The organism is Pseudonocardia sp. 73-21 (assembly GCF_001899645.1).
In the GTDB taxonomy this organism is placed as follows: Bacteria; Actinomycetota; Actinomycetes; order Mycobacteriales; family Pseudonocardiaceae; genus Pseudonocardia.
Genome location: NZ_MKVV01000109.1, coordinates 44,938 through 58,382, shown reverse-complemented (window position 1 = coordinate 58,382; position 13,445 = coordinate 44,938). Strand labels below are relative to the sequence as shown.

Here is a 13,445-nt window from a genome sequence, read left to right as displayed (position 1 = left end):
CCACGACGGCGACGACCAGCAACATGAACGCGCTCAACGCGTCGGCGCGCAGCAGCCCCCCTGCGGTGGACTGCGGGTCGTTGTCGCTGACCTGGATGGCGACGGTGATCGCCGCCACCAGCACGACGACGGTGCTGGTGGCGCTCAGCCAGACTGTTCGTCGCCCCCAGCCCGCCACCAGGTAGATCGCGGCGGTGACCAGGGGTAGCAGGATCGGGACCAGCAGGACGAGGGAGGTCAGCCCTGCGGGGGGCGCGGATGTGGGGGGCATCAGTCGTGCAGCTCTCGTAGTTCGTCGAGGTCGGTGTTGCCGAACGCGGTCTGCATCCATCCGGTGAGCACGCCCAGCACGAGGACGGCGAGCAGGATGTCCAGGGACACGCCGAGCTCGACGACCAGACCGATTCCGGCAGTGGTGAGGAACCCGACGGTGGTGATGCCGTTGTCCATCAGCAGGAACCCGATCAGCTGCGAGAGTGCGCGGCGACGGGTGACCAGCACGAAGAACCCGATCAGCACCACCGCCATCCCGACCGGGATCGCCGCGGTGGCCGGTGACGGGGCGAGCGCTACCAGGGGCGCGGACACCGCGAGGGCGAGCAGGGTCAGCCCGGCTGCGGCCAGCAGGGACGCGGCCACGTTGACCAGGGGGCGGGTTTCGCGGCGTTGCGGCCCGGCGGCGGTCAGGGCGCGGCCCAGCAGATAGGGCAGCAGCCCGGCGCGCAGAATCAGGACGCCGGCGGCCACGATGCCGAGCTCGGCGGAGGACTCGCGCACGGCCAGCACGGCGACCAGCCCGGCGAGCGCTACGCCTTGCACGGCGAACACGCGGATCACCATGGCCAGCTCGCGGCGCCACAGCACCAGCACTGCGGTGAGCAGCACGATGCCACTGCTCAGGCTGAGCAGCTCGACGAAGACGGCCTCGCTCATCGGGGTGTCCGATGCGCCTGCGCTGTCATGTGCACTCCTGTACTGGGAAGGGTTCAGGCGAAGAAGAACGATGCGACCACCGCGAGCAACGCCAGGACGAACGATCCGGCCAGCAGCTCCGGGACCCGGAACAGCCGCAACTTGGCCAGGAACACCTCGCCCGCGGCCAGTGCCGCGCCCAGGGCGGTGACCTTGACGACCAGGACGCCCGTCCCGAGCGCGAGTGCTCCGACGCCGGCGTCGGCGGCGATGCCCCACGGGGCGAACAAGGTCGCCCACAGCCCGAGGAACACGCTCAGCCGCATCGCCGAGGCCAGCTCGACCATGGCCAGGTCCGGCCCGGCGTACTCGAGCACCATCGCTTCGTGGATCATGGTCAGCTCCAGGTGGGTGGACGGGTTGTCCACCGGGAGCCGGCCGGTCTCGGCGACCACGGCCAGCCCGAGGGCGACGGCGGCGAGCAGGCTGGCCGGGGTGATGGTCCGGCCCGGGTCGTGCAGGGTCGAGGTGACGATGTCGGCCAGGTTGGTGGATCCGACCGGCACCGACAGCGCGAAGATCGCCACCAGCAGGGTGGGCTCGACCAGGGCCAGGATGGTGATCTCGCGGCTGGCGCCCATGCCGCCGAACGCGGTGCCGGTGTCGAGCCCGGCCAGTGCCAGGGCGGCGGCCCCTAGGGTCAGCAGCGCCACCACCACGAACAGGTCCGCGCCCGCTGCGGGCACCGACGCGGTGGTCACGAACGGTGCCACGGCGACCACCGCGACGGTGGTGGCCAGCATCAGCAGCGGCGCGACCCGGAACACCTCGCTGGTGCCGCGTGGGGTGACGGGCTGCTTGCGGGCGAGCTTGCGCAGGTCTCGCCACGGCTGGAGCACTCCTGCTCCGGCGCGGCCCTCCAGACGGGCCCGGATCTGGCGCATCACCCCTACCAGCAGCGGTGATCCCACCGTGACCAGGGCGATCTGCAGGAGCGCGCTGAGTACACCGGCGAGGCTCATCGGGTCACCACGAGCAGGAGCAGCGCGCCGCACACCACAGCGAAGCCGTAGCCGAGGTAAAGGTGCACGCTGCCGTTGGCCAACCGCGGCCCGGCCCGGCCCCAGGCCCGTACCGCGGACAGGACCGGGCGGTAGAGGCGGTGCTCGACGCGGTCGGGTACCCGCAGCCGGTAGCTCACCGCGTCGACCAGGTAGCGTGACTCGCGGTAGTGGGTGATGTCGACGTCGTGCTCGGGCCGCAGCACGTTGTCGAACACCCGTTGCAGGGGCTCGGCGAACGAGGTGGCGGTGTACTCCATGCGCGCCGAGAGCGGACCCGCTCCGCAGTCCCACAACCGGGCCGCGACCCGGGCCCGGTGCCGGGCCGCGATCAGCCGGGCCGCCACCGCGAACACCACCGTCGCGAACACCACCGCCGCGGCCACCAACAGCGGCGACAGCGACCCGGTGAACCCCTGCAGCCGCACCGCCAACAGCCCCGACAACACCGGATCGGCCACACCGAACACCCGTCCGCTCGCAGCGCCGATCACGGGGAGCACCAGCACCGGCGCCACCGCCAACACGACGCACACGGCGGCGGCGACGCCCATCCCGGCGAGCATGCTCGGTGGGCTCTCCCGGGCGGCAGCGGCGTGCTCGGAACGGGGCCGCGCGAGGAAACCGACCCCGAAGGCCTTCACGAACGTCGCCACGGCCAACCCCGCGGTGAGCGCCACAGTGGCCACCGCGATCGGCATCATGATCGCGGTGGCCATCCCGCCCGCGGCCAGACCGTGCACCAGGGCCTGGAGCAGCAGCCACTCGCTGACGAACGCCGGCCCGAGCGGCAACGCCGACCCAGCGAGCGCGCCGAGCCCGAACGCGGCGGTGGTGACCGGCATCCGGGGGCGCAACCCGCCCAGATCGTCGAGGTCACGGCTTCCGGTGGCGTGCAGCACCGACCCGGCCGCCAGGAACAGCAGCGTCTTGAACGCGGCATGGTTGACCACGTGCAGCAGCGCGGCGGTCAACGCCAACCCGGCCAGCAGCATGTTCCCGGCCGCGGCGAACAGCCCACCGGCGCCGACCCCGATCAGGACCAGGCCCATGTTCTCGGTGGTGGAGTAGGCCAGCAGCCGTTTGAGGTCGGTGCCGATCGCGGCCTGCAGGATCCCGTAGACCGCCGACACCGCACCCAAGGCGAGTACCAGCAGCCACCACCAGCGGCTGCCGCCGCCGAGTAGGTCGAACCCGACCCGCACGATCCCGTAGACGCCCAACGTCACCATCGCCGCCGACATCAGCGCCGAGACGTGGCTGGGCGCCTCCGGATGGGCCCGGGGCAGCCAGGCGTGCAGCGGCAGGATCCCGGCTTTCGAGGCGAACCCGACCAGGGTCAGGGTGAACACCAGCCCCGCGGTGGCGGGGGACAGGCCCGCGGCGGCGACCCGCAACGCCGGGAAGGAGTCGTTGTCGGCGTGTCCGGCCAGCACCACCAGCCCGATCAGGATCGCGACGAACCCCAGATGCGTCATCACCGCATACCAGCGGGCGGCCGAGGCGACCTCGACACGACGGGTGTGCTCGGCCAGGACCAGCAACAGTGAGGTCAGCGCCATCAGCTCCCAGCACACCAGGAACGTGCCGACCCCGCCGGCGGCGGGCACCAGCAGCATGGCCGCCACGAACAGCGGCTCCATCGCCTGCACCCCGCGCCCGTCCAGGCCGTGGCGGGCATACCCGATCCCGTAGATGCCGACCGCGATCCCGACCGCTCCGATGACCGACAGGAACACCCCGCTCAGAGCGTCCACACTCAGCACCACACCTGTCAGCGGCAGCAGCCCCGCCACCGCGGCCGACCATCCCGGACCGGTCAGGGCCACGATCCCGGCGGCCATCCCCGACGCGCCGCACAGCACGGTGCCCACACCGACGACGGCCGACCGCGCCGGCCGCGGCACCAACAGCGCCGCTGTCGCGGCGGCGACGGCCACGACGACCGCGCCCACGAGACCTGCCGCGACGAGGTTCATCGGCCGGTCAGGGTGCGCAGCGCCGCGACGATCGCCTCGGGTCGCGGGGGACATCCCGGCACGTCCAGGTCGACGGGAACCACATCGGCGACCGCGCCGGCCACCCCGTAGGCGCCGGCGAACACCCCACAGTTGCGGGCGCAGTCGCCCACCGCGACCACCACCTTCGGGGCCGGGACCGCGTCGTAGGTGCGCCGCAGCGCCCGGTGCATGTTTCGGGTCACCGGCCCGGTCACCAGCAGGACGTCGGCATGGCGCGGCGAGGCGACCAACCGGGCCCCGTACCGCTCGGCGTCATACACCGGCCCGAACGCCGACCCGATCTCCACCTCGCAGCCGTTGCACGAACCGGCATCGACGTGGCGGACCTGCACTGAACCGGCCAACTCCACCGCCGGCCCGACCCGACCGCCCGACGGGGGCGCCGGCTCGGCGACCGTCCCGACCTGTCGGACCTTGCGCCACAGCCTCAGCACACGAACCAGCCTCCTCACTAGTCACTGCGAATGGGTGCGGCCACCCCGCCAGGAGGTGGGGGAGCGGGATGGCCGCAGCTCAGCGCCGCCGCGCCGCCGACACGGTCGCCCGAGCGCGGGGCCCCTGAAGGTCCTCCAGCAACTCGACCTGACCGGTCAGCACCGACGTCAGAATTCCCCGGGCCACCGCCAACAGCTCGGCAACCTCCGGGCTGGTGAGCGAGTAGTGCACTGTCGAGCCCTCCTTGCGGGCCACCACCAGCCCGGCCCGGCGCAACACCGCCAACTGCTGCGACAGGTTCGCCGGCTCGATCCCCACCTCCGGCAGCATCTCCGCCACCGAGTGCTCGCGTTCACCGAGCAGCTCCAGCACCCGGATCCGAGCCGGGTGCGCCAACGTCTTGAAGAACTCCGCCTTCAACTGGTAGAGCGGCTTGCTCATCCCGACCGCCTCTCCCTGAATCCCCCACCGCAGCGCGCGCAGTGACCGCAGACCAACGATTGCAAACCTTAGCAACTCTTCAACGCGCGCGCTGCATGTCCCCCACCGGGCAACCGTCACCGTCGACGCTCCCTGCTCCGTCACGGCACATGACCCGCCGGTCGAACGGGCTCACCCGGAGCGGCCTGCCAGTCGGAGCCCGGACAGCCGTTCTAGGCGGAGTGCGATGGTGTGCACGGGAACCAGCGCCGCGGGCAGCCGACGCCCGAGCGCGGCGAGTCGCACGCCGTCGACCACCTCGTGGGTCTGACCGACACCCAGCACCGTCCACCCGGTGTGGGTCCGGAGGTCGATGCAGTCCGCCTGGAACGCGATGACCCTCGCCCAGGTCGCGGCGGCGAGGGTGCTCCCGACCGCGGTCCGGAAAACGACCTCCTCGTCATCCATGTGGTATACGACCGGCGCGACAGCGGGCATCGCCGCCTCGGTGAAGACCACGCGGCCCACACCTCCCCCAGCCAGCAACATCAAGCACGCCCCGCGGTCCAGCTCCGAGTGATGTGCAGATGTCTGCATCCTCGTCACCTCCTCAGTCCAGGCCACCGCCAAAGACCCACCCCGTACCAGGGCCACAAGGCCCCGACCCTCAGCCATCGGACAGAGTCTCTCGACGCCTGCTCCTCAGGGCGGCAAACGCCTAGTGTCGGTGCCATGACAAGGCAACCGCCGGGTCCACTTCGGTGGCTGTGGTACGCCCTCGGAGGGGGCCTACCGTCCCGCTACCGCGAGTGGGTGCTGTTCGACGCCACCTGTCCGAGCTGGGCGTGGCGACACTTTGCACGCGCCTTCGTCCAGATGAACCTCGCCGTGGTGCCGATCATGCTCTTCATCCCTGGTCCACTGTGGATCCGTCTGGTCGCCATCCTGCTGGGTTGGCTGGTCGCCCTGCAGTACGCGCTCTACAACATGCACGAATCGGTCGAGCACCGCGTCCACAAGGCCGGCTACCCGCGAGGCTCGGCCCAGGCCGGGCGAGACGACGCGCACGCCGACGAGCGCGCCGCGGCAGCAGTGCGGTACGACGCACGCTACAGGTCAGGCGCCCCGCCACCTCCGCAATGATCGTCAATTGCTGTCCCTGCGTTCCGCAGCTCGGGTGACCGTCTAGCACACCAGGTGCAGCCGGTCGGCGTTCCTCGGCGGTCAGGCCGCGCGGTGTGGCCTTGCGGTGCCCCTTCGGGGACTCGATGCGCTCCAGCTCGCGGACGGGGTTGGAGGGGATGGCCTTGTGGAGCACGGCCTGCTGCAGGACGCCGGCCACGACGGCGCGGTGGATGCGGCGGGTGTTGGCCGCATACAGAGGCTGCGCCGAGGTCGTGCCGTCCTTGTGTTCGACGACGCGCCGGCCGCGCTCCAGGCGGGCGAAGAAGGCATCCATCTGTGCCACGTCGCACTCGCCCAGGCGCAGCTCGCCGAGCTGGGGGAGGACGAGCTTCTCGAGCCAGTACGAGTAGACGTCGGTGGTCGAGTCCTCGCGCCGCGCGGTGACCTTGCCCAGGTAGATCGTCACCGCGTCACGGAACCGGGACTCGGGCCGGAGGACCTCGGCGCGTTCGCCGCGCTGGGAGCGGAGCTCGTCCTGGAGGGCGAGCCGGGCTGCGGTGCGCGACTTCCCGGAACGCTCGATCTTGCGGGTCACCCCGTCGAGTCCACGCACTCGGCAGCGCGCGATCCAGCGGCCGTTGTTGGATGTGACGCTGATCGCACCGTGCTGGCCGAGGGGGAGGGGTGGCCGAGCCATCGGGAGGGCCTCCTGGAGAGGTCTCCGCGTGGTTTCCGCGGGATTTGGTCTCCAGAAAGCCAACAGGCCAGGGGTCTGAGCCCCTGACCTGCTGTGATTGTGCGCCGTCAGGGACTTGAACCCCGAACCCGTTGATTAAGAGTCAACTGCTCTGCCAATTGAGCTAACGGCGCCTGCATCGCGCCCCACTGCCTGGCGCTCCGAAACTCTAGCAAGAGCTTCTGAGCGACCACGCTGCGGGGTCCCGCTGCATGGGGTGAGTGACGGGACTTGAACCCGCGGCCCCCTGGACCACAACCAGGTGCTCTACCAGCTGAGCTACACCCACCATGCACACCGGCCGGAGCCAGCGACTGGACCAGCATAGCGTGGCCCGTCAGCCCCTTTTCGTCAGCCCCGCCGCCACCGCCTGGGCCTGCTCGGACGTGGGTCCGGGTGGCGCGACGAACAGGGTGTGGCGGTAGTAGTCGAGCTCCCGGATGGACTCGAGGATGTCGGCCAGCGCCCGGTGGGCCAGGCCTTTCTCCGGCTTCGCGTAGAAGACCCGGGGGAACCACCGCCGGCACAGCTCCTTGATCGAGCTCACGTCGACCATGCGGTAGTGCAGATGGGCGTCGAGCTCGGGCATGTCGCGGGTGATGAAGCCGCGGTCGGTGGCGATCGAGTTGCCGGCCAGGGGGGCGACGCGTGGCTCGAGGACGTGTTCGCGGACGTAGGCGAGCACCATCTGCTCCGCCTCGGCCACCGTGACGGTGGCCTTGCGCACCTCTTCGGTGAGGCCCGAGTGGGCGTGCATATCGCGCACGACGTCGGGCATCGCGGCCAGTGCGTCGTCGTCGGCGTGGATCACCACGTCGACACCCTCACCGAGGACGTTGAGGTCCCCGTCGGTGACGAGCACCGCGATCTCGATCAGCGCGTCGTGCGCCAGATCGAGCCCGGTCATCTCGCAGTCGATCCATACCAGACGGTCGTTCACCCACCCAGCCTAGGCGCTACGCTCCGCTCCGTGGCAGAGAACACGGCTTCGGCCGCCCAACAGATCGCCGCCGGATACGCGACCGAGGGCGCCGCTCTCGAGCTCGGCAGCGTCGTCATCGACGGCGTCGTCGACCCCACCGCCAAGGTCCGCATCCCGTTCGCGACGCTGAACCGGCACGGCCTCGTGGCCGGCGCGACCGGTACCGGCAAGACCAAGACGTTGCAGGGCCTCGCCGGGCAGCTGTCCGACGCCGGTGTGCCCGTGCTGCTGGCCGACGTCAAGGGCGACCTGTCGGGCATGGCGCAGGCCGGACAGTCCAACCCGAAGGTCGAGCAGCGCGCCAAGGACACCGGCGACGACTGGACGCCCACCGCGTACCCCGTCGAGTTCCTGTCGCTGGGCGGCACGAGCTCCGCGGTGCCGATCCGGGCCACGCTGACGCAGTTCGGCCCGATCCTGCTGAGCAAGGTGCTGTCGCTCAACGACACCCAGGAGTCCACGCTCGGCCTGATCTTCCACTGGGCCGACCAGCAGCAGCTGCCGCTGCTCGACACCAAGGACCTGCGCGCGGTCATCCAGCACCTGACGTCGGACGAGGGCAAGGCCGACCTCAAGGGCATCGGCGGCGTCTCGTCCGCCACGGCCGGGGTGATCCTGCGGGCGCTGGTCAACCTGGAGGCCGCGGGCGGCGAGGACTTCTTCGGCGAGCCGGAGTTCGTGCCCGCCGACCTGCTGCGCGTGGGCCCCGACGGCAAGGGCATCGTGTCCCTGCTGGAGCTGGCCGACCAGGCCGCCAACCCGCGGCTGTTCTCCACGTTCCTCATGTGGCTGCTGGCGGAGCTCTACGAGGAGCTGCCCGAGGCGGGCGACCTCGACAAGCCCAAGCTCGTGTTCTTCTTCGACGAGGCGCACCTGCTGTTCACCGACGCGTCGAAGGCGTTCCTGGAGCGCATCGAGCAGACGGTGAAGCTGGTGCGCTCCAAGGGCGTCGGCGTGTTCTTCTGCACGCAGCTGCCCACCGACATCCCCAACGCCGTGCTGTCGCAGCTCGGCGCGCGCGTGCAGCACGCGCTGCGGGCGTTCACGCCGGAGGACCAGACGGCGCTGAAGAAGACGGTCAAGACCTACCCGAACACCAAGAACTACGACATGGAGGAGGCGCTGACCTCGCTGGGCACCGGCGAGGCCATCGTCACGGTGCTGTCGGAGACCGGAGCGCCCACCCCCGTCGCGTGGTCGCGGATGCGGGCCCCCCGCTCGCTGATGGCGGCCATCGGCGTGGAGGCCGTCACCGCGGCGGCGAAGGCGTCGCCGCTGTTCGGCAAGTACGGCACCACGGTGGACCGCGAGTCGGCCTACGAGAAGCTGACCGCCAAGATCGCCGAGGCTCCCGCCCCGCCGCCCCCGCCGGCCGACGCCCCGCCCCCGCCGCCCCGGCGGGAGCGGGAGGCGCCCAGCATGGTGTCCGAGGTGCTCGGCTCGCCGATGGTCAAGTCGTTCCTGCGTTCCGCAGGCACGGCGCTGGGGCGCGAGATCACCCGCGGCCTGTTCGGCACCCGGCGCCGCTGACGCGCGCACGACCCGTAGCGGCGGGGGCCAGCAGGAACGGGGTGAGCAGGTCGGGCACCGCCGCGTCGGCCAGGGCCACCGCGTCGGCCGCCGCCAGGTCCAGCACGTCGTAGCCGCCCGCCCCGGCGCCCGTCACCGCCTCCAGGGTCACCAGGCCCACGCGGCGCTGGAAAACGCTCTGCCGCACCGTCCAGCCGATGACGCCCGACCGCTGCAGCGCCACGGTGCGCCGCGCCACCGCACCCTGCCGGCTCACCAGGTAGCGGGCGGTGAGCTCGTGGCCGAGGTTGCGGTAGCGGTCCCAACCGATCAGCGCCGCGACGGGCAGCAGGACCAGACTCGTCGGGCCGGCCCAGCCCAACCACGGCACCAGCGAGCCCGCCACGAACGCGACGACGACCAGCACGGCCGTCGGGCCCAGGGCACGCGTCATGCGCCGGGTCAGGGCCGCCCGCGGGTGGTGGCGCAGGACCGCTCCGGTGATCTCCGACGGCGGTTCCCGCAACGCCGCCGACGCCACGCGGTGGGCCTCGGCGCGCGGCACCGGGGGCTGCAGCACGCCGCCCTGCGCGTCCTTGGCCAGCCCGGCCGACAGCGCCCGGCACTGCGCCCCGCGGCCGGCCCGCAGCAGCAGCGGCTCGACGATCTCGGCCCCGCGCATCCGGCGTTCGGCCACCGACAGCGAGCGACGGGTGAACAGCCCGCGGTGCACGCGCAGGGTGCTGCCCTCGCCGGAGCGCTCGCGCGTCAGGCGGTAGCCGAACCAGCGCTCGGTGAACAGCAGCAGGGCCCCCAGCACGGCCGTGGCCAGGACGACCGCCGCGACGACGCCCACAGCCGCCCAGATCGGTCCGTTGGACAGCCGGATCGCGGCGTCGTCCACCGCGCCGATCTCGGTGGGGTCGACGCCGAAGTCGTTGAGGATGTTGAACACCGCCGCCGCGATCACACCGACGCCGGCGAGCGAGGAGAACGTCAGCGGGGCGAAGCGCAGCCACGACCAGTCCAACCGCGCGAGGACCTCCGCCGGCGCCGCGGTCGCCGCCACCGGAACGGGGGAGGGGGAGTGTTCCAGCAGCTCGCGGCGCAGCAGGTCCGCCTCGGCCTTGCTCACCGCGTCCAGGCTCAGGCCGTGGTGCTCGCTCGACGATCCCGACGCCGACCCGATCTTCACGACGCTGAGCCCGAACAGGCGGTGCTCCAGCTTGGCGGTGAGGTCGACGGTGCGGATGCGGTCGCGCGGCACCGAGCGGCGCTGGCGGCGCAGCCAGCCGCTGTGCAGCTCCACGCGCTCGGGCGTGATGCGGTACCGCGTGGTGCGCCAGCGGATCACGCCGAGCCCGACGATGAGCACGATGGCCACGCCGGTGCCGATCAGGCGTCCGGTGTCGCCGTTGCCGCCACCGGTGATCAGCACGATGGCGAACGCCGGGAGCAACCGGACGATCATTCCGATCGGGGTGACGACGAGCATGCGGGGATCGAGCCGCCGCCACGGGATTTCGACCACGGCGGTCGTCACGTCGCGTCACCTGGCGTGGCCTGCGTCGTCTCCGTCAGGACCCGGGCGAGCTCGGCCGCGTCGGCCGCGTCGAGGCCGCGGATCTTCACCGGGCCCTTGGCCGACGCCGTGGTGACCGTGACGCTCGCCAGCCTCATGAGCTGCTGCAACGGCCCGTGCTCGGTGTCGACGGTCTGCACGCGCGAGATCGGCGCGATCCGCCACTCCCGCACGAGCCAGCCCGACAGCGTGTAGACGGCCTCGTCGGTGATCTCCCACCGGTGGATGCGGAACAGCAACGGCGGCACGGCCAGGACGTACGCCGCCCCCACGACGGCCGTGACGATCGCCGTCATCACCAGCCAGCCGGTACCGAACACGATCTCCAGCACCACCTGCGGCGCCAGCAGGACGAGCACGGTGATCAGGTCGCGCAGCTGCCACCACCGCACGGCGCGGGGGCTGACCTGGTGCGCCGGGGGTCGCAGGGGCAGCGCGGTCGTCGTGGGCCCGGTGGTCATGACCGCAGTGTGCCGGAACGGGCCGCCGTCGGTCGGGCGGCAGGAGCTCCGAGTCCACCGCCGGCTGCTCGCACGCGGCCGACCGGGTGTGGGCTTTCTCGCCGCGCACCGTCAGCACCGCGCCGCGGCCCGCGCGACGGGACGGCGGCGGCGCGGCGGCTCCGCTCACGGGTGGCCGAAGGCCGCCAGTTGGGCCGCGCGGACGCCGGCGGTCTGGCCCTGGATCAGGTGGAACGCCGCCTCGCGGGCCCAGCGCTGTTCGGGGCTCGTGGTGAGCAGTGCGCTGCCGGCACGGGCCGCGATGAGGGCGTGGGCGGCGCGGACCGTCAGCTCGCCGAGCTCCGCCCGCACCGCGACCCGCTCGGGCACCCGCTCGGCCATCGGGACGTCCATCAGCGCGTAGGCCTCCGCCCGCAGCTCGACGGCGCGGGGGGCCAGCGCCAGCGCGGTGTCCACCGCCTCGGGGCGGTTCCGGGCCGTGCCGAGCTCCGCGAGCCCCACCAGGACCCGGCGCAGCAGGCCCAGCGCGGCGGGTTTGGTGTTGGCGGTGCGGGCGGCGTCGACGACGCGCCACGGCGGCGCGTCCAGCACCGCGAGCACGTCGTCGGCGCCCACGGCGAGGCCGTCCATCTCCAGCGCCACCGTGCGCGTCCCGCCCATCACCGACAGCGGCAGCGGGGGCCCGGCCCGCAGGCCCGGTTGGTCCCGAGCAGGGACCAGGGCCAGCACGAACCGGTCGTCGGCGGTGGCCGCGGCGATCATGACCAGGTCGATCAGACCCCAGCCGGTGCACCAGTCCGCGGAACCGGAGAACCGCCAGCCGGTGCCGTCGCGCTCGGTGCGGACGGCGGGCGGGCCCGGTCGGCGGATGTGCGCGATCGCGATGCCCGCGGTGGTGGAGGCGTCAGCCAGCCCGGCGCGATGCCGCGCGGCGGCCGGGCCGTGGGTGACCGCCTCCGGGGGCAGGCCCTGGGTTCCCCGGGCCAGGGCCTGCGGGGTGTTGTGCTGGGTGGTGACGAACCACGTGGCCGTGCAGGCGCCGCTGAGCAGCTCCACGGCCTCGGCGTCCACCCGCGCGCTCGCGCCGTAGCCGCCCTCGGCCTCCGGGACGGTCACGCTGAGCAGGCGGGCGTCAGCCAGCTGCGCGAGGTGGGCGGGATCGACGCCGCGGGCCGGGTCGTCGGCCGCGGCGGCGTGCGGGGCGAGGACGTCGTCCGCGATCCGGGCCGCGGCCACGACGGCGGGATGGTCCGCGAGGGGCGAGGTGAACATGTCCGCCACCGCGTCGGCGGCGGTCCCGGTGGTGGTCACCCGGAAAACGCTACGCGCGCAGTCGGATGCGCGCGGCCCGTAGCACCCGCGACGGCACGGCGTCGGCGCCGCAGGAGGCGGGGCGGGTGGGGCCGTCGTCGGGTTCGACGTCCACGTTCCAGCTCCGGCCGTCCTTCGCATGCACCCCGATCGAGGAGCCCTCGACGACGGCCAGCGCGTCGGCGTCGCGCAGGCCGGTGGCCGCGCGCACGGCGAGCTCGGCCACCTGCCCCGCCGGCGACCACGTCGAGCGGCCCCGGCACAGCGCCGGCTCCACCTCGCCCAGCCCGGCCGCCTTGCGAGCGCTCACCGCGGAGCTGACGTCCAGCCGTCCGTAGAGGTAGCCGGTGGGCAGCACCAGCGCGGTGGGGGCGAACCGGTGGCCGCCGAGGTGGCTGCACTCCCACACGTCCGCATCACCGACGGCCAGAGCGAGCGTCCGTCCGTCGAGGGCGCAGCAGCGGTCGCGACGGCCGTGGGTGCACACCATGAGCAGCGGATCGGTCACGACCGCACCGGGGAGCGGACCGCTGGTGGGCAGCGGCACCGACGCCAGGTCGGCCGGGCCCGCGACCGTCAGCCGCGTGGTGCGGGCCACCGACGGCGTCGTGTCGGTGAGGTAGACGCGGCCCTCGGCGTCGGCGCACCGCCTGCCCGGCCGCCGGATCAGCAGCAACCGCCACCCGGACGCCGTGGCCCGCGCCGCGAACGCCGCCACCGCCGGATCGGGGTGCTCGCCGACGTCACGGGGCCAGGCTCCGCGGTGCTCCAGGCACACCCAGCGCGGGGCGACCGGGGCGGTGCCGGCCAGCGGCTCGTCGAGTGCGCGCGCGAGCACCGCACAGCGAGCCGCCGTCGCATCCATGGCGGCACGCTACTGTAAGGGTCGC

General features: G+C 72.6%; 14 protein-coding genes, 2 tRNA genes and 1 pseudogene. 3 read left to right on the top strand and 14 right to left on the bottom strand.

Features of this window, described 5'->3' with window-relative positions; genetic code table 11:
- The 7 genes and pseudogenes from BGP03_RS34405 to BGP03_RS34375 all read right to left on the bottom strand — a co-directional run.
- Positions 1 to 271 (bottom strand): annotated as a pseudogene (locus tag BGP03_RS34405) (hypothetical protein); the annotation flags it as partial.
- The gene (locus BGP03_RS34400) at positions 271 to 933 is read right to left on the bottom strand and encodes a hypothetical protein (protein WP_296366973.1); all 663 of its coding nucleotides are present in this window, start codon (positions 931 to 933) and stop codon (positions 271 to 273) included. The gene BGP03_RS34400 and the pseudogene BGP03_RS34405, both read right to left, overlap by 1 nt.
- Positions 934 to 986: 53 nt before the next feature.
- On the bottom strand, positions 987 to 1,934 hold the full coding sequence (locus BGP03_RS34395) for an NADH-quinone oxidoreductase subunit H (protein WP_296366975.1): 948 nt from the start codon (positions 1,932 to 1,934) through the stop codon (positions 987 to 989).
- On the bottom strand, positions 1,931 to 3,952 hold the full coding sequence (locus tag BGP03_RS34390; RefSeq protein ID WP_296366976.1) for a proton-conducting transporter membrane subunit: 2,022 nt from the start codon (positions 3,950 to 3,952) through the stop codon (positions 1,931 to 1,933). Before BGP03_RS34390 ends, BGP03_RS34395 begins: the two co-directional genes overlap by 4 nt.
- Positions 3,949 to 4,428: an NADH-quinone oxidoreductase subunit NuoB gene (nuoB, locus tag BGP03_RS34385; RefSeq protein WP_296366978.1), complete on the bottom strand. Its 480-nt coding sequence runs from the start codon at positions 4,426 to 4,428 to the stop codon at positions 3,949 to 3,951. The genes BGP03_RS34390 and nuoB overlap by 4 nt, the downstream gene beginning before the upstream one ends.
- A 79-nt stretch (positions 4,429 to 4,507) precedes the next feature.
- Positions 4,508 to 4,870: a metalloregulator ArsR/SmtB family transcription factor gene (locus BGP03_RS34380; protein ID WP_296366980.1), complete on the bottom strand. Its 363-nt coding sequence runs from the start codon at positions 4,868 to 4,870 to the stop codon at positions 4,508 to 4,510.
- Between the two features lie 171 nt (positions 4,871 to 5,041).
- On the bottom strand, positions 5,042 to 5,524 hold the full coding sequence (locus tag BGP03_RS34375; RefSeq protein ID WP_299738864.1) for a pyridoxamine 5'-phosphate oxidase family protein: 483 nt from the start codon (positions 5,522 to 5,524) through the stop codon (positions 5,042 to 5,044).
- On the opposite strand from BGP03_RS34375, the gene BGP03_RS34370 reads away from it, so the two are divergent.
- Together BGP03_RS34370 and BGP03_RS34365 are read left to right on the top strand one after the other, a co-directional pair.
- Positions 5,429 to 5,992, top strand: coding sequence for a DUF5313 family protein (locus BGP03_RS34370; protein WP_363095032.1), 564 nt, complete (start codon positions 5,429 to 5,431; stop codon positions 5,990 to 5,992). The genes BGP03_RS34375 and BGP03_RS34370 overlap by 96 nt on opposite strands.
- A gap of 166 nt (positions 5,993 to 6,158) precedes the next feature.
- Complete coding sequence (locus BGP03_RS34365; RefSeq protein WP_298798513.1) at positions 6,159 to 6,758, top strand: hypothetical protein; 600 nt, start codon at positions 6,159 to 6,161, stop codon at positions 6,756 to 6,758.
- A 13-nt stretch (positions 6,759 to 6,771) separates the two neighbouring features.
- On the opposite strand, the gene BGP03_RS34360 is transcribed toward BGP03_RS34365, so the two are convergent.
- The 3 genes from BGP03_RS34360 to orn all read right to left on the bottom strand — a co-directional run bounded on the left by BGP03_RS34360 (position 6,772) and on the right by orn (position 7,650).
- Positions 6,772 to 6,844, bottom strand: a tRNA-Lys gene (locus BGP03_RS34360).
- 79 nt (positions 6,845 to 6,923) lie between these two features.
- Positions 6,924 to 6,999, bottom strand: a tRNA-His gene (locus tag BGP03_RS34355).
- Positions 7,000 to 7,047: 48 nt separating this feature from the next.
- Complete coding sequence (gene orn / locus BGP03_RS34350; protein ID WP_296377215.1) at positions 7,048 to 7,650, bottom strand: oligoribonuclease; 603 nt, start codon at positions 7,648 to 7,650, stop codon at positions 7,048 to 7,050.
- A gap of 30 nt (positions 7,651 to 7,680) precedes the next feature.
- Between orn and BGP03_RS34345 the strand changes: the two genes are divergently transcribed.
- Positions 7,681 to 9,222 (top strand): helicase HerA-like domain-containing protein, encoded by a 1,542-nt coding sequence (locus BGP03_RS34345; protein ID WP_298798510.1) that lies wholly within the window; start codon positions 7,681 to 7,683, stop codon positions 9,220 to 9,222.
- Here the strand turns inward: BGP03_RS34345 and BGP03_RS34340 are convergent.
- The 4 genes from BGP03_RS34340 to BGP03_RS34325 all read right to left on the bottom strand — a co-directional run bounded on the left by BGP03_RS34340 (position 9,188) and on the right by BGP03_RS34325 (position 13,420).
- Positions 9,188 to 10,744, bottom strand: coding sequence for a PH domain-containing protein (locus BGP03_RS34340; RefSeq protein WP_296377217.1), 1,557 nt, complete (start codon positions 10,742 to 10,744; stop codon positions 9,188 to 9,190). The genes BGP03_RS34345 and BGP03_RS34340 overlap by 35 nt on opposite strands.
- Positions 10,741 to 11,244 (bottom strand): PH domain-containing protein, encoded by a 504-nt coding sequence (locus tag BGP03_RS34335; RefSeq protein ID WP_298798508.1) that lies wholly within the window; start codon positions 11,242 to 11,244, stop codon positions 10,741 to 10,743. The genes BGP03_RS34340 and BGP03_RS34335 overlap by 4 nt, the downstream gene beginning before the upstream one ends.
- Positions 11,245 to 11,409: 165 nt before the next feature.
- Positions 11,410 to 12,555 (bottom strand): acyl-CoA dehydrogenase family protein, encoded by a 1,146-nt coding sequence (locus BGP03_RS34330; protein WP_296377219.1) that lies wholly within the window; start codon positions 12,553 to 12,555, stop codon positions 11,410 to 11,412.
- Positions 12,556 to 12,565: 10 nt separating this feature from the next.
- Positions 12,566 to 13,420: a sucrase ferredoxin gene (locus BGP03_RS34325; RefSeq protein WP_296377220.1), complete on the bottom strand. Its 855-nt coding sequence runs from the start codon at positions 13,418 to 13,420 to the stop codon at positions 12,566 to 12,568.
- Positions 13,421 to 13,445: the final 25 nt, after the last annotated feature.

Coding starts and splice junctions, on each gene's coding strand:
- BGP03_RS34400 (WP_296366973.1), bottom strand. CDS start 933: ATGAGCGAGGCCGTCTTCGTCGAGCTGCTCAGCCTGAGCAGTGGCATC.
- BGP03_RS34395 (WP_296366975.1), bottom strand. CDS start 1,934: ATGAGCCTCGCCGGTGTACTCAGCGCGCTCCTGCAGATCGCCCTGGTC.
- BGP03_RS34390 (WP_296366976.1), bottom strand. CDS start 3,952: ATGAACCTCGTCGCGGCAGGTCTCGTGGGCGCGGTCGTCGTGGCCGTC.
- BGP03_RS34380 (WP_296366980.1), bottom strand. CDS start 4,870: ATGAGCAAGCCGCTCTACCAGTTGAAGGCGGAGTTCTTCAAGACGTTG.
- BGP03_RS34370 (WP_363095032.1), top strand. CDS start 5,429: ATGTGCAGATGTCTGCATCCTCGTCACCTCCTCAGTCCAGGCCACCGC.
- BGP03_RS34375 (WP_299738864.1), bottom strand. CDS start 5,524: ATGGCTGAGGGTCGGGGCCTTGTGGCCCTGGTACGGGGTGGGTCTTTG.
- BGP03_RS34335 (WP_298798508.1), bottom strand. CDS start 11,244: ATGACCACCGGGCCCACGACGACCGCGCTGCCCCTGCGACCCCCGGCG.
- BGP03_RS34325 (WP_296377220.1), bottom strand. CDS start 13,420: ATGGATGCGACGGCGGCTCGCTGTGCGGTGCTCGCGCGCGCACTCGAC.